The sequence below is a fragment of the Haloferax massiliensis genome, from assembly GCF_001368915.1.
In the GTDB taxonomy this organism is placed as follows: Archaea; Halobacteriota; Halobacteria; order Halobacteriales; family Haloferacaceae; genus Haloferax; species Haloferax massiliensis.
In genome coordinates, this window is record NZ_CSTE01000005.1 from 261,220 (window position 1) to 280,108 (window position 18,889).

Consider the following 18,889-nt stretch of genomic DNA (forward strand, 5'->3'; position numbering starts at 1 on the left):
AAAGCCGCCAGCGGGCTTCCTCTCGGACAGCCAATACCCCTCAGAGAGGCTATTCTGTATCATGAATCCATCACCGAAGCAGTATCACCGCGACGGCGACGCCGACACGGAGCGACTCCAACGGTACGTCGACGTGCTCGACGACGTGCTCGACTACGCCCGCGAACGCGACTACAAGGGCTGGGACTACGGCGACGGCATGAGCAGCAGGCTCCTGCTTTCGGTCCCCATCGACAACCGCTGGTTCAACCTCGCGGTCCAGGAGTTCATCAAGCGCTCGCCCGTCAACGTCCGCCCGCTGTTCCTCGTGGAGCAACGCCGAAATTTCAAGGGCATCACGCTGTTCGCCATGGCGAACCGGACCCGTGCGCAGTTGGCCGAGTGGTTCGACGGCGACCGCCCGGCGGAGACGTACCGCGAGGACGCGGCGGCGCTGACGGAGTGGCTCGTGGAGAACCAAGCCAAAGGCTACAGCGGCTTCGCCGGCAGTCACCGCCACGTCATCCAGCACATCTCGGGTCGCAACGGCCCGCGGTCGGGGATTCCCCACTCGCCGAACATCGTCTCGACGTCCTACGGCGTCAAGGCGCTCCTCGCCGGGCGGGAGTTCGACCCGGACTACCCGGACATCGCCAAGACCGCCGTGGACGTGCTGCTCGACGACCTCAACTACCGGCCGAAGGACGACGGCGCGGTCATGGACTACTACCTCTCGCACCCGAAAGACAGCTACACGCTCAACGCGCTGGCCATCGGGGCGCGGCTGTTCGTCGAGCTGTACGACCACTTCGGTGACGAGGAGTTGTTGACGCGCGCCGAGAAGGTGTACGACTTCGTCGCGTCGAAGCAGACCGACCGCGGCGGGTGGTACTACCGCGAACCCGCGAGCGCCTCGCACCTCTCGATGGACAACCACCACAACGGCTTCATCGTCGAGTGCTTCCAGCGCTACGAGCAAATCGTCGGCAGCGGTCGGTACGACGACACCCTCGAACGCGGCCTCGACTTCTACGCCCGCGAGCTGTTCGACGAGGACGGCGCGCCCAACTTCGACGAGGAAAACCCCTACCCGCGGGACATCCACGCGACGGCGCAGGGCATCCTCGTGTTCACCTACGCCGGGCAGTACGACCGCGCCGAGCGCGCCATCGACTGGGCGCTCGCGAACATGTACGTCCCGTCCGAGGGTCGGTTCTACTTCCGCAAACACCGCTTTTACACCAAGCGCATGACGCTCATGCGGTGGTGTCAGGCGTGGATGGCCTACGCCATCGCCGAGTACGTGGCCACCAGAATCTCCGGGGAACCGACACACGGCTACGGCATCGACGCCGACGGTATCGAGCGCCTACGGGCGGCGGCAGAGAGTCCCTGACGGCGTGTAGGCCGGCGCGAACGCCGGCTAGTCGCTTCATAACAAATCCCCGTCCTCTCGTCACAGTAGTTCGAGAATGTCTTTTCGAATGATACACGCCGACGCGGCCCGACCGGACCGCGGGTCGATTTACGGGGCCGCCGCGTCCGCCGGTGAGTCGGCTGATTACGGTCTGTTCGGACGGTTTGAACGGGTCTGCCGAGACGGTCGGATCGGGCGGGACGGTCGAGGGGGGCGGGACGGTCCCGCCCCGTGTTGTCGAGGGCCGCGGACGCGGTGCGAACACCTGACGCCTTCCAGCCCATGACCATCGAAATCGCCGAGTTCGACCACGGCGACCGCGACGAGTGGGACACGTACGTCGAGCGGTCGAGTCAGGCCAGCTTCTTCCATCAGTACGAAGCGCTGCGGCTCCAAGCGAAGCACTCGAACTCGACGCTCCACCTGCTCGTCGGCTTCAAGACCGAAGAGCCGGTCGGGCTGTTCCCCGTCTTCGAGATTCGAAAGGGGCTGGTCAAGACGGCGTTCTCGCCGCCACCGCACATCGGCGTCCCGTATCTCGGACCCGTGATGCTCGACGCCGGCAACATCAAGAGCCGGAAGTTCGAGCGCCGCCGCAACCAGTTCATCGACGGCTGTACCGCGTGGATAGACGAACACATCGGCCCGAACTACACGCACGTCCGCGTCGGCGACTACTACACCGACATGCGGACGTTCCTGTGGGGCGGCTGCGACGTGTCGCCGAAGTACACCTACAACGTCGATTTGACCCGCGACGAGGACGAGCTCCTCATGTCGTTCAGCCGGAGCGCCCGCCGGAACATCCGCGACGGCCGAAAGCTCGTCTCCGGCATCGAGGAGGGCGACCGCGACGACATCTGTTCGATCCTCACGCTGGTCAAAGACCGCTACGAGGAACAGGACCTGTCGTTCGACGTACCGCCGCAGTTCGTCACGGACCTGTACGACTCGCTGCCGGCGGGGCAGGTCCGACCCTACGTCTTCCGGTACGACGGGACGTTCGTGAGCGGGATTCTCGCCCTCCAGTACGGGGACACGCTCTACCGCTGGCTCGGCGGCGTCCGGCCCCAGCGGGACTTCGGAATCGACGTCAACGACCTGCTGGACTGGCGAATCATGCGCGACGGCATGGACGCCGGGATGCGCCGCTACGACCTCGTCGGCGCGAACAACCACCGACTCAACCGTTACAAGAGCAAGTACAACCCCGAACTCGTCACGTTCTACCAGATCGAACACGGGGCGCTCCCGGTCAGAACCATCGCACACCTGTACAAGAGCCGCCTCGGTCCCGGCATCGAGATGTTGTCCCGGGGAAACGGGACGAGCCTCTCGTCGCGACTCGTTTCGGGGCTGTTCCACCGATGACGACCCGACCGCCGCACCGACCGACGACCACCAACCCGCACGACCACGACACATGTCACAACTCCGTATCGAAACCCTGAGCCTCGACGAGTGGGGAGCCGCGCTTCCCCCGTCGGGCACCGAAGTCTTCCACACCCCCGCAGTGCTCGCCGCCATCGACGAGCACTTCGACGGCGAGATGCACCTGTTCGGCGTCTTCAAGGGCCAAGAGCCGGTCGCGCTGTTCCCGACGTTCGTCCGCCGGAACCCCCTCGGACGGGTCGTCGTCTCCCCGCCGCCGTCGATGGCGATTCCCTACATCGGCCCGGTGATGATGCCGAACAGCCCGAAACAGAGCGCCTACGAGTCGGTGAACCGCGAGTTCGCCGACCTCGTGGTCGAGGAACTCGGCATCCGCTCGAACCGGACGTTCGTCCGCCTGCTCTGTTCGCCGGCGTACCTCGACCCCCGCCCGTTCGAGTGGACCGGTTTCGCGGTCAAGCCCTCCTTCACCTATCGGCTCGACCTCGACGGGCGCTCGCTCGACGAGATTCAAGCCCAGTTCAGTAGTAGCCTCCGCCGCGAGATTCGGCAGGCGCGCGAACTCGACGTCACCATCGCGGACGAGGGACTCGACGGGGCCCGCGTCGTCTACGACGACGTGGTCTCGCGGTACGACGAGCAGGACGAGCCGTTCGGGATGCCCTGGGAGTTCGTCGAGTCGATGGTCGAGAATCTCGGCGACCGGTGTCGAGTGTACGTCGCCCGCGACCCCGACGGCGAGTACCTCAGCGGCATGATAGTCCCCTTCTCCGCCGAGGTGGGCTACTTCTGGCTCGGCGGCGCTCGCGGGCAGTACGACGGGGTCAGCATCAACAGCCTGCTCCATTGGACTATCATCGAAGATATCGTCGAGGACGAAGCGCTCGCGTCGGTCACGAAGTACGACCTCGTCGGCGCGAACACGGAGCGGCTCTGCAACTACAAGTCGAAGTTCGGCGGCGAGCTCGTCCCGTACTACGTCGTCGAGTCGACCGGCGTCGGGATGAACCTCGCAAAGCGGACCTACCAGCTCCTGAACAAGGGGTCGGAGCGAATCGCCACGAAGTAGGCGGGACGCGAACGCGGACGCGGTCACCGAACGACCGCGCTCACGCCATCTGCTGTGTCTGAATGACGGTCCAGATGTTCTCGGCGTCGTCGGTGATGCCGTACACCCGCCCTTTTCGGCGCTGTTCCGGGACGAGAAGTTCCACGAGCGAACGGTCTCTGAGTTCCTGCAGCGCCCGCGAGACGTGGGCGACCGCGCTCTCGGAGTCGGTGGCGATTTGCGTCGGCGTCGCGGGGCCCTCGGAGAGCCTCTCAAGCACGGAGACGCGGTAGTGAGAGCTGATAACGAAGCCCACGTCGTCCCACGGTACGTCGTCGGTCCCGTCGACGGAACTCACGCAACGCCCACCTCGCTTGGGGAGACGGGTCGATAGGCGGTCGAGTCGGGGCGGTCTCTCGGGGTCGATAGGCGGCGAGCGCCGACGGCGGCCCGGCGGAGGCGACGGTTCGCATCGCTCGGGGCGGTGGCGGCGGTCGTGGCGGACGTGACGGTCGGCGACGAGCGGAGCACTGACAGTAGCGGAGACGTATCTACCGAAAACAGGCGCATTAACGGGAGGTTAACCGCGATGTCGGCGGGTGCCCGGCGTGCCGGCCGCATCGGTTCGATGCGCATTCGTTCGTTAGTACGAACTTAATTACATAAAGTCTCCGTTTGAATTATATTCTCTCGTTCGTGAGAGTCTCGAAGTTTTGAACGTCGCGTTGACAGGAGTTCGGTCGGTGCCGACCCCTGAGAGCGACGACGAGGCTCATATCCGTCTCGCCCGTACGACCGATATGGCACGGAATCGAAGGCTCGGACGACTCGGGGTCGTGACCGTCGGCGGCGCGCTCGCCGTCGGCGTTCTCCTCGCCGCAGTCCGAGCGCGGGCCGACGAGACGGCCGGCCGACTGCTCGATGCGCTCCGACGGGAGCGCGCCGAATCGACTCCTGACGTCGCCGGAACCGAGGCCGCCACGCCAGCGACCGCCTCCCTTCCCGACCCGGTTCAGCGGTATCTCGAACGCGTGCTCCCCGACGAACCCCCTCGGGTTCGGTCGGTTCGGCTCCGCCAGACCGGCGAGTTCAGACTCGGCGACGCGGACTCGCCGTGGAAGTCGATGACGGCGACGCAACACTACACGGTCGACCCGCCGGGGTTCGTCTGGGACGCCCGAATCGACCTCGTGCCGTTCGTGCCGTTCCCGTCGGTTCGGGTCGTCGACGCCTTCGTCGGCGGCGCGGGGACGCTCGAAGCGAGGCTACTCTCCGCGTTCACCGTCGCGGACGCCCCGCCGTCGCCCGAGTTGGACGAGGGCGAACTCGCCCGCTACCTCGCCGAGATGGTCTGGTTTCCGACCGCGTTTCTCCCCGGCCACGGCGTCAGGTGGGAGCCGAGAGACGACCGCTCGGCACGCGCGACGCTCGCCCACCGCGAGTCGACCGCGAGCGTCGTGTTCCACTTCGACGAGAACGACGAGATAGCGCGCGTCACCGCGGACCGGTGGCGCGAGACGGGCGGCGGCGAGTACGAGCGGCGTCCGTGGACGGGACGCTTCAGCGACTACCGCGAAGTGAACGGGATTCGCGTCCCCGCGGCGGCCGAAGTGGCGTGGACCCTCCCGACGGGCGACCTGCCGTACTGGCGGGCGACCATCGACGCCGTGGAGTACGACCCATTTTCGACGGCGGGACAGGGGTCGGCGACGCTGTCGGCTCAGAATCCGGAATAGCTACGGCGACCGGCGGAAACCCTCGACTCGATGACCGACTCCTCGTCTCCGCTTCGAATCCTCCTCACCAACGACGACGGCATCGACGCGCCCGGCATCGCCGCCATGCGCGAGGAACTCACCGCCGTCGGCGACGTGACCGTCGTCGCGCCCGCCGAGAACCAAAGCGGCGTCGGCCGCGCCCGCAACGAACACGCGGTCCGCCGCGACCACCCGTGGGGGTACGCCCTCGAAGGCACCCCCGCGGACTGCGTCGCCTACGGCCTCCGCGGTCTCGACGCCGACTTCGATATCGTCGTCTCCGGTATCAACGACGGCCCGAACGCCGGCAACTACGTCGTCGGCCGGTCGGGCACCGTCGGCGCGGGCGTCGAGGCCGCGTTCCTCGGGACGCCCGCCATCGCCGTCTCCAGCTACCACGCCCGGGACTTCTTCTGCCACCCGCCCGAGGAGTACGACTTCTCCCGCCCCGCGCGGGTCGCCCGCGCCCTGACCGAGCGCGTCTTCGGCACCGACGTGTTCGACGAGGTCGACCTCCTGAACGTCAACGCCCCCGCCGACGTTCCGAGCCCCCGGATGCGCGTGACCCGCCCCTTCGCGGACTACGACCAGCAGGTCGACCACCACGCCGACGCCGGCGCGCTCCCGGACGGCGACCGCGAGCACGACCTCGACGACGGCGAGGTTTACGTCCGCCTGCAGGACGTCTCGTGGCCGGACGCCGTCGGCTTCGAGAACCCGTTCCCGCTCGGCGACGAACACCGCGAGCGCTACCCCGTCGGCAGCGACCGCCGCGCGATGGTCGACGGCGAGGTGAGCGTCTCGCCGCTGGCGGTCCACCACGGCCACGCGACGGACCCGCGGCTGGCGAGCATCGTCGAGAGCCTCTCCGAGCAGGTGGAGTAGCGCGGAGTCGGGCAGAAGAGACCGCGTTACGACCGCGCTAGCTTTCCGGTCTGCGAGAGGTACGCGGCGAGGTCCGACGTGGCTATCATCCCGATGACGCCTTCCTCCTCGTCGACGACCGGCATGTGGTGAAAGCCGTGTTCGGTCATCGACTCCGCGACGGCGAGGATGGAGTCCTGTGCGCCCGCGGTAATCACGTCGGTGGTCATGTACCGCTCGACGGTTGTCTGGGCCTTCGGCTGGCTCTTGGCGACGATATCGACGAAGTCGGTCGTCGTCAGGATGCCTTTCAGTCGGTTCTCCTCGTCGACGACGACGACCGAACTGATGTTGTTGTCGAGAATCAACTGCGCCGCGTCTTCGACGAGCGTGTCCGGGGTGACCGTGTGGAGGGCCGTCGACATCACTCTCGCAACGAATACGTCTTCCATGGTAATTGCTGACAGACAGGGCGGATAAATGTTGGCTTCGCGTACAGTTTGGTCGGGAAATCCACGGGCTCGTCGGAACTCGTTCTCGAAGCGCTATGAGTTCGGGTTCGCAGTCGTCGGGGCGGACGGAAGCCTCGTCGCGGACGGAGCTCTCGGTTCCCACTGCCCCCGCCGCGGGGCTTAATTCCTCGGCGACGTAACCGGGACTATGGGAAGCACACAGACTGCGACGTTCGGCGGCGGCTGTTTCTGGTGCGTCGAAGCCGCGTTCAAGGAACTCGACGGCATCAGCGAGGTCACGTCGGGCTACGCCGGCGGCGAGACTGCGGACCCGACCTACGAGCAGGTCTGCTCGGGGAACACCGGCCACGCCGAGGTCGTGCAGGTCGAGTACGACCCCGCAGTCGTCGGCTACGACGAACTGCTCGACGTGTTCTTCGCGGTCCACGACCCGACCCAACTCAACCGACAGGGGCCGGACGTGGGGACGCAGTACCGCTCTATCGTCCTGTTCCACGACGACGAACAGGAGCGGCAGGCGTCGGCCTACATCGAGGCGCTCGACGAGGAGTACGACGACGACGTCGTCACGGAGTTGGTCCCGCTGGAGACGTTTTACGAGGCCGAGAAGCACCACCAGGACTACTTCGAAAAGAACCCCAACGACGCGTACTGCCAGTTCCACGCGAGCCCGAAAATCGAGAAGGTCCGCGAGAAGTTCGCCGACAAACTCGCCAACTGAACCGAGCGGACTGCCGACCCGACACCACCATGTCCGCAGTATCTGCTGGTCAGCAACGCTGAATTACCGATATTTTTCGGATGGCGGTCGGAATCGGACGGCGTCCGGAAGCGGAGTTCGAGCTGTCGAAACCGGGCGAGCCGTGCGGACGGTGTGAACCGTCGAGACGGTATAGACCGTCGAAGCGGCGCGGAGTGTGCGAACGGCGTAAACCGCGAGGGGAGTTCGAACAGCCCGAGCGGTTCAGACGGCGCGAACACCCCGGACAGTCGAAACTGTCGGCGGTGTTTGCACTGTCAGCGGATTTCGGACTGTCCATGAGTTTTAGAAGTCGAGGACAGCATAGAATTTGTAGAATTTGCAAAAATTGTAGAAAGTGTGGACTGCTCGCGCTGCGAGAGATTCGCCCAGTGTGAGAAATGTACGAACTGCGAGCGCTGTTCGGGAATCGGGCGCTTCGCGCGGGTGAACCCCTCCGAGGTGGCCGGAACGCGGGCGAGGAGCCGATCAATGACCGCGGATAGTCTACAAATTTTACAATTTTTAGAAAGTGTGAAAACTTCAGAGAGTGCAAAATGTAAACACATCTTCGACGGTTCAAAAGTCGTGGATAAAATTATGTGGCATGACGCGGAAGGTCCGTCCGAGCCCTCAAATGTCCGCACAGCTCGCAATTCAGGCAGAGTTTGCACCGCTCAGACAGCAGACACAGCGTATACTGTGTACAAATTGTGGAAATTGCTCGGCGGCGGAGGCCCGATAGATGTCGCGGGCCGTGAGCGTCTCGCTCCAGAAAGGCGGCGTCGGAAAGACGACGATTGCGATCAACCTCGCCGACGCGCTCGCCGCGCGGGGCAACGACGTGCTGCTCGTCGACCTCGACCAGCAGGGGAACGCGACCGAGGGCGTCGGACTGAAAGACGCCTACGAATCGTCGGAGTCGAACATCGGCGACGTGCTGACCGACGACGACCCAATCGACGTACACGAGGTGATACGCGACCGCGAGAGCTTCGACGTGCTTCCCTCCCACGTCGACCTCGACGACATCGAAGACCGCGTCCGGAACTCGACGTTCGGCGTGCTCTGGGTCCGCCGCCGAATCGTCGACCCGCTTCTCGACGACGACTACGACTACATCGTCATCGACTCGCCGCCGAGCCTCGGCCCGCTGTCCGATGCGGCGCTCATCGGAACCGGGAACGTCGTCGTCCCGCTGTTGATGAGCGAGCCGAGCGTGAGCGGCTTCGAGCGGATGTTCGAACAGCAGATCGGCCCGATTCGGCGCGAAGTCGACCTCGACATCCTCGCTATCGTTCCGAACGACCTCACCGGGAACAACGAGGAAAAACGCATCATCCGCGACCTCGAAGACTCCCCCTTCGAACAGTTCATCCCGCCGTTCGCCCGCTCGGAGCTGTTCGACGACACCGATTCCAAGGGACCGGGTATCAGACACCGAATCGCGTTCAGTCGCGCCTGGCGCGACGGGAAGACCCTCCGGGAGTACGACCCCTCGAACGACATGCTCGACCGACTCGACCAGCTTGCGGAAATCGTCGAACGCGGAGGAACCGACGATGCCTAAGGAGAACCGATTCGCCGGCCTCGGCGAGGCGATGGAATCGGAGTCAGAACCCGAGGACGAAGAAACACCGGACGAAGCCGCTCCCGACGAGTCGGAGTCAAAGCGTTCCGAACCGACGGTCGAAGCCGGGCCCGAAACCGAGTCCGAACCGGAGACCGAGTCCGACTCGGACGACGCGGGTGGAGACCCCGACAGCGAGGGAGAACCCGACAGCGAAAGCGTCGACAGCGATGGGCGGAGCGAAGGCGACGAATCTCGTGAGTCGACCGAATCGAACGCGGAAGCAGACGGCGCGGAGCGCGACGACGACGCGGAACAAGCGACAAAATCGGAGGGCGGTCCGGCGTTCGAGTTCGAAGCGACGACCGCGAAGAGCATCTACGTCCGGACCGAGACGCTCGACCGACTGGACGACGCCGAGTTCGAAGTCGAGTCGCTCCTCCGCCGAGAACACGACGTGCGCGACCTGACCGGCCGCGAGTTCCACGACGCACTCGTCCGCGTCGCCGCCGAGTTCCCCGAGGAAATCGCCGACGCCGTCCTCGAAACCCGCGACGAGTGATTCGCAGCGACCGACACCGACGGCGAGAGACCGATTGACGATGGCGCGCGCGGAGAGCAGAGCGAAATCGAGGCCGAGGAAACCGCTCGAACGCCCGAAGAACAGCGGACAACGTGGTGTTCGAGACGGAGGGCTCGGCCCCCGATCGCCGAAACAGCCGGTGACAATTAGTTCCAGAGCCGGGGCGATCAATCGGTCGAACACCGTGGCGTCCGCTGTTGTCGCAAACACGGTATGACGGGGCGATTCCTCACGTCGAAAGACCCGTCACCGAACACCAGTATGTCCGCTGTTGTGCCGATAGCGAGCCACGAAGAGGACCGCTACCGGGACGATAGTCCGCCGTGGACGGGTTGGAACACCACAATGTCCGCTGTTCAGACAAGCGGCGAAAATCGCCGATTTACTGCGGACATCGTGGTGTTCCGAGCGGTCGGGTACTGACAACGAAGGGATGAGTGCGTCCCACCGAACGGGCATTTTGAGGAACGACGAAAGCGACAGTTCTCCCGAAACGTGACGAAAAGGCGTCGTGGACCGGGTACACCACGATGTCCGCAGTAATCCGTGTCGGAGTGGGCTACTGCTCGATGAAGTCGTCGAGCGTGCTCGTCTTCTCTCCGTCGAGGAAGGGTTCGACCGTCTCGTGGACGCCCACGAGTTCGATAGTGTCGCGCATGGCCGAGACGATGAGCCCGACGTCCATATCGAGGGCGTACTCGCGGTACGTCCCGCCGCGTCGTCCCTCGTTTCGCTCGGTGACCGAGACGATGCCGAGCATCGCGAGTTCGCTGAGGTGGTCGCGCATCCGTCGCGGGACGAGGGGGTCGCGGTTGGCGAGTTCGGTAAAGCGAGTGTAGCGGGGGCGAACGTCGCGGGAGCGAATCGGCGTCTCGTCTTCAAGTTCGAGCGTCAAAAGCGAGTAGAGGACGAGGTGGCCGTGTTCGGTCAGGCCGTTGATTCCCTCTTTGATGCGGCCGCGTTCGAGGGCGCGCCGACCGCGCTTGACGTGTTCCTCCTCGATTCGGTCGGTGTCGTCGTCGCGGGCCAAGTCGCCGGCTTTCATCAACAGGTCGATGGACTGGCGGGCGTCCCCGGCGTCTTTCGCGCCGTAAGCGGCACAGAGCGGAATCACCTCGTCGGAGAGGACGCCCTCGCGGAACGCAACCTTGGCGCGCTGTTCGAGGATGGCGCGGAGGTTCTTCGCGTTGTACGCGGGGAAGTGAATCTCCTGTTCGCACAGGGAGCTTTTCACCTTCGGCGAGAGGTCGTCGCGGAACGAGAAGTCGTTCGAGATACCGATGAGGCCGACTTTCGCCGCGTCGAGGTTCCCGTTGGCCCGCGCCCGCGGGAGTTGGTAGAGGATGCTGTCGTCGTTGACGTGGTCGATCTCGTCGAGGACGATGATTATCGTCCCGCCGCAGTCGTCGAGTTCCTGCCAGAGCATCTCGTAGACGGAGCCGAGCGGGTAGCCCGTCGTGCTGATCTGGTTCGACTCCGACCGGAACTCGTTGACGAGACGGGTCGCAATCTGATACGAACTCGTGAGTCCGTCGCAGTTCAGGAAGACGACGGTGAGGTGGATGTCGTCGTAGTGACTCGCGTCTTCGCGGAGGTGACCGAGTAGGTACCTCGACGCGGCGGTCTTGCCGACGCCGGTCTTGCCGTAGAGGAAGATGTTGTTGGGCTGTTCGCCGTTGATAACCGGCTGCAGCGCGGCCTGGAAGGTGCGGAGTTCCTCGTCACGCCCCACGAGTTCCTCGGGTTGGTAATCCTCGCGGAGGGCGTCCCGGTCCCGATAGATCTCGGTGTCCCGCTCGAATAGGGGCATACTACCACGGTTCAACCACTTCATTCATAAAACCACCGTGTCCGGAGTGTCCGCTGTTCTCTCGGTTTATATACTTAGGCGGGAACACACCCCCTCCACTTTGTCCGCTGTTCTGGGAGACGAGGGTAACCGATGGAACAAGTGGACGAAAGTATTTGTTCTGAAATAGAGAAAGATTTATTAGACTATAATTTAAACTAAGTCCGTAATACAGGCAACTATACTAGTTAGATGGAGACTGTTTGAGGATGGTTACTTTCATTCGCCCTAGAACGGGGGTGAAATAACTCGCCCGGTTGGAACCCGACGGGAGAGAGCCGGCTCACGACGACGGGGGGTACCGCTTCACACCGAGAACAGCGGACAAAGTGGTGTGAGTGTTCCCCGCCTCACACCGTCTCGTCTTCACGTTCGCATCCGTCGAGAACAGCGGACAACATGGTGTCTGTGTCAACACTCACCGAACGCTTCTCGACCACTCGTTGACACGGGTCGTCACACAACCGTGGTTAGTTTCGTCCGGTCGAGTCGAACCGACTTCTTCGCTCGTCCTCGACCCCGACGAAAGCTGTTCTCCGTGGCTCTACGAAGCCCCCACGAATCGACAAAAGCGTCTTTTTAGGGGGCTGAAACGGTGAATAACTGCGGACACAGTGGTGTTGTAGGGGAATCATCGAGACCCACGTCACGCCCACCCGCTCTCAGTGACGACCCGATGATGGCCGACTACGAATGCGACCGACCACGAACGAGGTCTCCAGCGGACCTCGAACAGTCCGTGTGGACTGTTATTACGACCCATCCTCCTCTGCTGGCGGCCAATCTATCGAAAACAGCGGACAACGTGGTGTTCAAGGCTACGGTCACCCTGTTTCAATTCCATGACATTTGGTATCACGAGTATCCGATAAGTTATCCGTCTCCGTCCCCGAGCAAGACTGTGAGTGAAAATCAAGGGCGTCGAAACCTTCGAATGCCCAACGACAACGAGCTGTTCGCAGTCGTCACAGAGCACAACGGTGGCAATCACGTCCGAATCCGCTGTGAAGACGGAAAGAACCGCATGGGCCGCATCCCCGGCCGCATGAAGTACCGCACGTGGATCAACGAGGGCGACGTCGTGCTCGTCGAACCGTGGGACTGGCAGGACGAGAAAGCCAACATCGAATGGCGCTACACCGGCGAGGACGCGGACCAGCTCCGGCGCGAAGGCCACATTCAGTAATCATTTTCTCCGAAAGGAGAGTTTATCTCGCCTGACGAACAGCCGCGGCGCTGGGGTCGTCTCGAAGTGGTTTTGCGGGGTCTTACGGTTTCTCTTCGGTAGTTCGGACCCCGTTCCGACGGTGAAGAACAGCGGACATAGTGGTGTTGTTCTCGTCCGGTCAGCGGCGGAGCGTGCCGGGTGTTCGCCTCACTCGAACACGCCTCACTCGAACACGTCGACGAACCGCGGTTCGGAGAGCGTCCGCAGGTCGTCCGGCGTGAGTCGGAACACCGCCTCGGGCGTCCCCGCGGCGGCCCAAATCCGGTCGAACGACTCGAACGTCGGGTCCGCGAGGACGGGGCAGTCCGTCGCGTGGCAGGTCGGCGGCACGCCGCCGATGCTCCAGCCGGTCGCGTCCTTCACTTCGCTGGGGTTGGCGCTGCGAACGGCCCCCTGTTCGACGCCGAACTCGGAGCCGAGCGAGCCCTCATCGACGCGGTTGGCACCGCTCGTGAGGACGACAACCGTCTCGTCGCCGACGCGCATGACGATGCTCTTGACGATTTGGCCGACGTCGCAGCCGACGGCCGCGGCCGCGTCGTCGGCCGTCTTGGTTCCCTCCGGAAACTCCTCGATGGTCACTTCGAACCCGTGAGAATCGCGTACTCTGTCGGCGAACTTGCGTGCCGTGGGATGCATGCCCTGCGGTTCCCCCTCGCCGGATATGAACGTTCACTGACGAGGCAGATTCTGCGGGGGAGTCAACGACCTCCCGCGAGCTACGGACGTTCTCGACGACCCTCGCGAGCTACGGAGCTACCATTCCCCGTCGAGTCCGTCGCGAAGCGCCGCCACGTCCGACTCGTCGTTGAAGTTGTGGAACGACGCCCGGACCGCTTTCGGCTCGGGGAGCGTCCGGACGACCACGCCGGCCGACTTGAGACGCTCGACCGCCCCCTCCGGGTCGGCGACTTCGAACGAGACGAGTCCCGATTCGGGGTCGTGCGGGCTCAACAGCCGACCCTCCGGGACGGCTTCGATGAACTGGCTCGCGAGATTTCGAATGTGTCGTTCGGTCCGGTCGAGGCCGACGCGCCCGGCGACGTCGATGGCCTCCCGGAGCGCGACGTGCGGCGCGGGATTGGTCGTTCCGACCTCGAAGCGCTTGGCTCCCGCCGCGAAGTCGAGTCCGTCGGCGTTCGGCTCCGTGACGCCGCGGTAGCCGACGGCGTGCGGTTCGATGTCTTCTGCGGCCTCGCGTCGGACGTAGAGGAAGCCCGCGCCCCACGGCCCGAGTAGCCATTTGTGACCCGCACCGGCGACCACGTCCGCGCCCCAGTCCTCCACATCGACGGGGTACTGGCCGAACGACTGGACCGCGTCGACCACCGACAGCGCGCCGGCGTCGCGGGCGATATCGGCGAGCTCGCGCACGGGGAGCCGCGTCCCGTAGTTCCACGTCAGGGCGCTGAAACAGACGAGTTTGGCGTCGGCGACGGCCTCGGCGTACTGGTCCATATCGAGCCGCCCCGCGTCGCTCTCGACGACGCGGACCTCGACGCCCTCCTGTTCGAGTCGCCGCCACGGGAGGATTCCGGCCGGGTGTTCGAGGTCGGTCCGGACGACCACGTCGCCCGGTTCCCAGTCGAGCGCGGTGGCGATGCGGTTGATGCCGTCGGTGGTGCTCTGGGTCAGCGCCACCTCTTCGGTCTCGGCACCGATGAACGCGGCCACGTCCTCGCGGACGGCCTCGTAGGCGTCGAACGCGGTCGGATAGGGACCGTCGTCGCCCGGCGACTCGTACTCGTGGTATTCGAGGAAGTCGGTCGCGCGCTCCACGATGGGGCGCGGGCTCGGGCCGTGCGCGCCGGTGTTGAGATACGTGACGTCGTCGAGGGCCGGAATCGTCGTTCGGAGTTCGTCGGGTGTCATAGTGCGTTATTGGGTGTCGTCGTGTGAATCATCGGGTGTCATTGCGAGTGATCTTCTCGTCGGTCGCGCCGCGAAGGAGTCGTGTCTGCTGGTGATGCGCCCGTCGAATCAAACGTTCTGGTACCGCTATCGAATTGCCGCAACAGCTCGTCGGGGAGGCGGGCGTACACCTCGGCGTTACCGACGAGCGCCCCGACCGTGGTGAACTCGTCGACCGCGTGGGCCGTCTCGGTCCCGAAACCGAACTCGACGGTCGGAACGCCGGCGTTCCGCATCCGTTTCGCGTCGCCGCCGCCGGTCGCGCTCCGGCGGTAGACGCGCCCGCCGGTGACGCTCTCGGCGACCGAGACCACGGCGTTCGCCAGCGGGCCGTCGGGGTCCTCGAACGTCCCGACCGACCAGTCCGCGTCCGAAATCTCGACGCCGTCGTGACCGGCGACGACCTCCCGAACGCTGTCGAGCACCGCCGCCGTCTCGACGCCCGCCGTCACGCGAATGTCGAGTTTCGCCCGCGCCGCGGCGGGGACGACGTTCACCCGGTCGCCGCCCGAGAGGACGCCCAGATTGACCGACGGCCGCTCGAACAGCTCTCGCGCCGCGTCCGCGCCGAACCGCGGCGCGTAGTACTCGACGGACTCGTCGACGAGCGCCCGCACCGCGGGGTCGAAGTCGAACCGGGAATCGGCGAGCGTCGATTCGATGTCGCTCACGGCGCGGTAGAGTCGGTGAATCGCGTTCTCGCCGAGCATCGGCCGGGAGCCGTGGGCGGCGGTCCCCGTCGCTTCGAGTTCCAGCCAGATGCTCCCGCGGTCGGCGACGGTCACCGAGTGGCGGTCGCCCTCGCAGGTCGTCTCGCCGATGACGCAGGCGTCCGCGTCGAGGCCGCGCCGGTCGAGAAGCGTCGGCATCCCCGCGCTCCCGGCGACTTCCTCGTCGCTCACGAACGCGAACACGAGGTTCGTCGCCGGCACCGTGTCGGTTTCGACGTGCGCCTTCGCCACCGCGAGCATCGCGGCGACTGCCCCCTTCATGTCGGTCGCGCCGCGCCCGTAAAGCCGGTCGCCGACGCGCTCGCCGAGCGGGTCGCGCGCCCACTCGCCGGCCTCGAACGGGACCGTATCGAGGTGCCCCAGCAGGACGAGCGTCCGGTCTGTCGCACCCGGGAGCGTCGCCACGAGATTCGGTTTCTCGGGGTCCGAGGCGACGCGCTCGGTGTCGATGCCGAGTTCCGAAAAGAACGATTCCAGCCACGACGCGAGTTCCCGCGTGTCTCCCGGCGGGTTCTGCGTGTCGTGGCCGACGAGCGCCACCGCGAGGACGTCGTCGACCTCGCGGTGCTCGCGGAGGGAGGCGACGACGGCTGTCGGCTCGGGTGCGGACATTGGAGCTCTGTCCGAGCGTACGCACCGCGGACGAATAAGTTTGTGCTAGAAATACAATATTGGCGGGGGCGAGATACGGGTACCTCTGCGGAGTAGTTCCGAAAGAAATCGTTAGTCCGAACGGGGGTTGGTGGGGCTCGGTGCCGATTCAGCCAGCCCGCTTAGGCGTTGTAGGTCCATCGCTGCAGGGTCGCGGAGTTGGAGCCGGATTCGGAGGTCCAGACGACGCGGACGGTGTCGCCGTTGGCAAAGCCGTCTTCACCAGAGTCCTTGACGACAACGGACTCACCCGCGCTGATGGTGTCAGAGCCGAGCGTCGACCACTTGTTTGCGTCGCCAGTATCGGTGACGTTGACATCACCAGCGATGGTGACTAAATCGCCGTCAATCTGTGCGCCGCTTTCGTGCGTGATGGTTAGTTCCGTCCCGTCGTAGTCGAACGTGAAACTCGCCTGCGGGGCGGTGTCGCCGACTTGGTCGCCGAGACCGAGGACGAAGGTGCCGATGACGGCCGCGAGGATGACTGTAATCGCGACCATGAGGATGACACCGATGACCGGCGAGACTGCGCGTGATTCCGTGAAGATTCTCTTGATTTGCATATTCGTGTTTCTCCTAGGTGTGCCGGACGAGAGGCGACCGTTGAGAAAAATTCGAATCGGTCCTCGACGCCTGCTTTCCAACCTAACAGATAGTCTGACGTTCTCCGAAGCTATAAACTAGTACTGAGAAGGTGTTTCACGTCTCATGCGTGATTCGTACCAGAATCGGCTGGTGCTGTCGCTCACGGAGTGACGTTCGAAAAATCGAGGTTCGGTTGGCCGTGTCGCCGCGGACCGTTCAGTGCGTGTACGTCTGCAGGGTCGCGGAGTTGGAGCCGGATTCGGAGGTCCAGACGAGGCGCACTTCGTCGCCGTCGTCGAGGGTTTCACCGGTTATAAGGTCAACGACGATGGTCTCTCCGGCGTTCATGTTGTCGTCGGAGCCATCATTCTTCGAAACGGTTGGGGTCGATAAGTCCGACGGGATGACGACGCTCAGTTGGTCGCTGGCGATGGAGTCACCGCTTTCGTGCGTGATCGTGATTTCCTGTGCACCGTCGTAGTCGAACGTGAAACTCGCCTGCGGGGCGGTGTCGCCGACTTGGTCGCCGAGACCGAGGACGAAGGTGCCGATGACGGCCGCGAGGATGACTGTAATCGCGACCATGAGGATGACGCCGATGACCGGCGAGACTGCGCGTGATTCGCTAAGGAATTTCTTGATATCCATTGTTCTACCCAGGACCGGCCTCAGACCCACCCACCTCGTGCCCACCTGCACGGGACTTCGAGCGGCCACATGTTCCGGCTCCTGTTGGCCTTCCGTATGTTCCGGATATATTTAATTTCGCAGCGACTTACCGGTCTATTCGAGGGGTTAGGGCGCTCCTAACGCCAGAATTCGGGATTTAAGCCGTTCCATCCCATCTGCGTACCATCGGGGGTGCAGCCGGTGACGAACCGGCCCGTTGGCGTTCGGCACGCCCGAATCTGACTCTCCCGCCCGCACGCCACGGCGGTTCGAACCGTCACACCCCGTGTTTCTGCGGACACGGTGGTGTGGGGTCGGGTGGGTCGTCGGCCGCGGCGCGCGCCGCTCGCGGGAGTAGAAAACGGGGAGGCGACCGAAAACGTCGGTGAAGAGCCTACTGCGGGGCGTTCCAGAACCGCGGCGTCGACTCGAAGTCTATCTTCGCGTCGGAGGGCGCGCGCTCGTAGAGTGCGTCGTGGACGGCCTCGTAGGCCGCCCTCGGGCCCTCCTGTGCGAGTTTCGGGTGGTCGCGCGTGTCGAAGACGACGCGCCACGTCCCGTTCGAGAGGTGGAGTCCGAGGATGTACTTCCCGCGGACGTTCACCACCAGTTGGTAGGCGTGCTGGACCGTCTCACCGTCGCGTTCGATGTTGTAGCCGCGGACGGCGACGGCCTGCTGAATCGCCTCTTTCGTTTCGAGTTCGGCGACGAACGATTTGGGGACGGCCCGTCCGGGGAGCGATTCGACGAACGGTTCGCTCACGGTCGCACCACCTCGCGTCGCGCACCTCTCGGTTCCATCGTATCCTACGTGGGCGGCCGAGCGGGTATATGCGATACGGTCTCCGGCGGCGGCACTCCGGCGGCGGCGCGGTTCCGAACGCGCGCCTCGCGCACGTCGCCCCGCGGTCCGAGCGAAGCGCCTTTGAGGCTCTGCGCGCGCAGACGAACCGTGAACACCAACGCCCACCACGTCGGCCTCACCGTTTCCGACCTCGATTCCACGCTCGCGTTCTACCGCGACGTGCTCGACCTGCCGGTCGTCTCCCGCTTCGAAGTCGGCGGCGAGGAGTTCGCAACCGCCGTCTCCGTCGACGGCGCGTCGGCGCGGTTCGCCCACCTCGACGGCGGCGACGTGCGCGTCGAACTCGTCGAGTACGACCCGGTCGGAGCCGACACCGACGAACCGACGCTCAACCGCCCCGGCGCGACCCACCTCGGACTCTCGGTGGACGATGTCGACGCCGCGGTCGCCGACCTCCCGGCCGACGCCGAGACGCTCAGCGAACCGCAGACGACCGAAAGCGGCACGCGAATCGCGTTCGTCCGCGACCCCGAGGGGAACCTCGTCGAACTCCTCGACGCCTGACCCGGCCGCTCCGCTCGCCGGCGTCGTCACCCGGAGATCGACGTTAGGATTGTTCTCATTCAGCAATACTGACT

General features: G+C 64.6%; 19 protein-coding genes. 10 read left to right on the forward strand and 9 right to left on the reverse strand.

The window, feature by feature from the left end:
- Window positions 1-61 precede the first annotated feature (61 nt).
- The 3 genes from BN996_RS17330 (at window position 62) to BN996_RS17345 (ending at window position 3,857) form a co-directional block, all read left to right on the forward strand.
- Entirely contained in the window at window positions 62-1,375 is a 1,314-nt protein-coding gene (locus BN996_RS17330) for a prenyltransferase/squalene oxidase repeat-containing protein (RefSeq protein WP_089781149.1), read from the forward strand.
- 303 nt (window positions 1,376-1,678) lie between these two features.
- Window positions 1,679-2,767 carry a lipid II:glycine glycyltransferase FemX gene (locus BN996_RS17340; RefSeq protein ID WP_042661988.1) on the forward strand — a complete coding sequence of 363 codons (1,089 nt, stop codon included), beginning with the start codon at window positions 1,679-1,681 and terminating at the stop codon, window positions 2,765-2,767.
- Between the two features lie 52 nt (window positions 2,768-2,819).
- The gene (locus BN996_RS17345) at window positions 2,820-3,857 is read left to right on the forward strand and encodes a lipid II:glycine glycyltransferase FemX (protein WP_089781151.1); all 1,038 of its coding nucleotides are present in this window, start codon (window positions 2,820-2,822) and stop codon (window positions 3,855-3,857) included.
- A 40-nt stretch (window positions 3,858-3,897) separates the two neighbouring features.
- On the opposite strand, the gene BN996_RS17350 is transcribed toward BN996_RS17345, so the two are convergent.
- A complete protein-coding gene (locus BN996_RS17350; protein WP_089781153.1) occupies window positions 3,898-4,194 on the reverse strand; it encodes a winged helix-turn-helix domain-containing protein in 297 nt (98 codons plus the stop codon).
- A 442-nt stretch (window positions 4,195-4,636) separates the two neighbouring features.
- On the opposite strand from BN996_RS17350, the gene BN996_RS17360 reads away from it, so the two are divergent.
- Together BN996_RS17360 and surE are read left to right on the forward strand one after the other, a co-directional pair.
- Window positions 4,637-5,572, forward strand: a complete 936-nt coding sequence (locus BN996_RS17360; RefSeq protein WP_089781155.1) for a DUF6920 family protein — start codon at window positions 4,637-4,639, stop codon at window positions 5,570-5,572.
- Window positions 5,573-5,602: 30 nt separating this feature from the next.
- Window positions 5,603-6,478, forward strand: a complete 876-nt coding sequence (gene surE, locus BN996_RS17365) for a 5'/3'-nucleotidase SurE (RefSeq protein ID WP_089781158.1) — start codon at window positions 5,603-5,605, stop codon at window positions 6,476-6,478.
- A 26-nt stretch (window positions 6,479-6,504) separates the two neighbouring features.
- Here the strand turns inward: surE and BN996_RS17370 are convergent, their stop codons facing one another.
- The gene (locus BN996_RS17370) at window positions 6,505-6,909 is read right to left on the reverse strand and encodes a CBS domain-containing protein (protein WP_042661993.1); all 405 of its coding nucleotides are present in this window, start codon (window positions 6,907-6,909) and stop codon (window positions 6,505-6,507) included.
- A gap of 208 nt (window positions 6,910-7,117) precedes the next feature.
- On the opposite strand from BN996_RS17370, the gene msrA reads away from it, so the two are divergent.
- From msrA to BN996_RS17385, 3 genes are all read left to right on the forward strand, one after another.
- On the forward strand, window positions 7,118-7,651 hold the full coding sequence (gene msrA, locus BN996_RS17375; protein ID WP_089781160.1) for a peptide-methionine (S)-S-oxide reductase MsrA: 534 nt from the start codon (window positions 7,118-7,120) through the stop codon (window positions 7,649-7,651).
- Window positions 7,652-8,414: 763 nt separating this feature from the next.
- Window positions 8,415-9,239, forward strand: a complete 825-nt coding sequence (locus tag BN996_RS17380; RefSeq protein WP_089781162.1) for a ParA family protein — start codon at window positions 8,415-8,417, stop codon at window positions 9,237-9,239.
- Entirely contained in the window at window positions 9,232-9,801 is a 570-nt protein-coding gene (locus BN996_RS17385; protein WP_089781165.1) for a DUF7970 domain-containing protein, read from the forward strand. The genes BN996_RS17380 and BN996_RS17385 overlap by 8 nt, the downstream gene beginning before the upstream one ends.
- 580 nt (window positions 9,802-10,381) lie before the next feature.
- On the opposite strand, the gene BN996_RS17390 is transcribed toward BN996_RS17385, so the two are convergent.
- A complete protein-coding gene (locus BN996_RS17390; protein ID WP_042661998.1) occupies window positions 10,382-11,632 on the reverse strand; it encodes an orc1/cdc6 family replication initiation protein in 1,251 nt (416 codons plus the stop codon).
- Window positions 11,633-12,572: 940 nt separating this feature from the next.
- Between BN996_RS17390 and eif1A the strand changes: the two genes are divergently transcribed.
- Entirely contained in the window at window positions 12,573-12,857 is a 285-nt protein-coding gene (gene eif1A, locus BN996_RS17395; protein WP_013035036.1) for a translation initiation factor eIF-1A, read from the forward strand.
- Window positions 12,858-13,061: 204 nt separating this feature from the next.
- Here eif1A and BN996_RS17400 read toward each other — a convergent pair whose 3' ends face one another.
- The 6 genes from BN996_RS17400 to BN996_RS17425 all read right to left on the reverse strand — a co-directional run bounded on the left by BN996_RS17400 (window position 13,062) and on the right by BN996_RS17425 (window position 18,209).
- The gene (locus BN996_RS17400; protein WP_089781167.1) at window positions 13,062-13,538 is read right to left on the reverse strand and encodes a YbaK/EbsC family protein; all 477 of its coding nucleotides are present in this window, start codon (window positions 13,536-13,538) and stop codon (window positions 13,062-13,064) included.
- A gap of 117 nt (window positions 13,539-13,655) precedes the next feature.
- Window positions 13,656-14,771 (reverse strand): aminotransferase class V-fold PLP-dependent enzyme, encoded by a 1,116-nt coding sequence (locus BN996_RS17405; RefSeq protein ID WP_089781169.1) that lies wholly within the window; start codon window positions 14,769-14,771, stop codon window positions 13,656-13,658.
- Between the two features lie 38 nt (window positions 14,772-14,809).
- On the reverse strand, window positions 14,810-16,153 hold the full coding sequence (locus BN996_RS17410; RefSeq protein WP_089781171.1) for a M20 family metallopeptidase: 1,344 nt from the start codon (window positions 16,151-16,153) through the stop codon (window positions 14,810-14,812).
- A gap of 161 nt (window positions 16,154-16,314) precedes the next feature.
- Window positions 16,315-16,755, reverse strand: coding sequence for a type IV pilin domain-containing protein (locus BN996_RS17415; protein WP_089781173.1), 441 nt, complete (start codon window positions 16,753-16,755; stop codon window positions 16,315-16,317).
- A gap of 238 nt (window positions 16,756-16,993) precedes the next feature.
- Window positions 16,994-17,425, reverse strand: a complete 432-nt coding sequence (locus BN996_RS17420; protein ID WP_089781175.1) for a type IV pilin domain-containing protein — start codon at window positions 17,423-17,425, stop codon at window positions 16,994-16,996.
- A 415-nt stretch (window positions 17,426-17,840) separates the two neighbouring features.
- Window positions 17,841-18,209: a DUF7964 domain-containing protein gene (locus BN996_RS17425; protein ID WP_042662003.1), complete on the reverse strand. Its 369-nt coding sequence runs from the start codon at window positions 18,207-18,209 to the stop codon at window positions 17,841-17,843.
- A 189-nt stretch (window positions 18,210-18,398) separates the two neighbouring features.
- On the opposite strand from BN996_RS17425, the gene BN996_RS17430 reads away from it, so the two are divergent.
- Window positions 18,399-18,815, forward strand: a complete 417-nt coding sequence (locus BN996_RS17430; RefSeq protein WP_089781177.1) for a VOC family protein — start codon at window positions 18,399-18,401, stop codon at window positions 18,813-18,815.
- The last annotated feature ends 74 nt before the right edge of the window (window positions 18,816-18,889 follow it).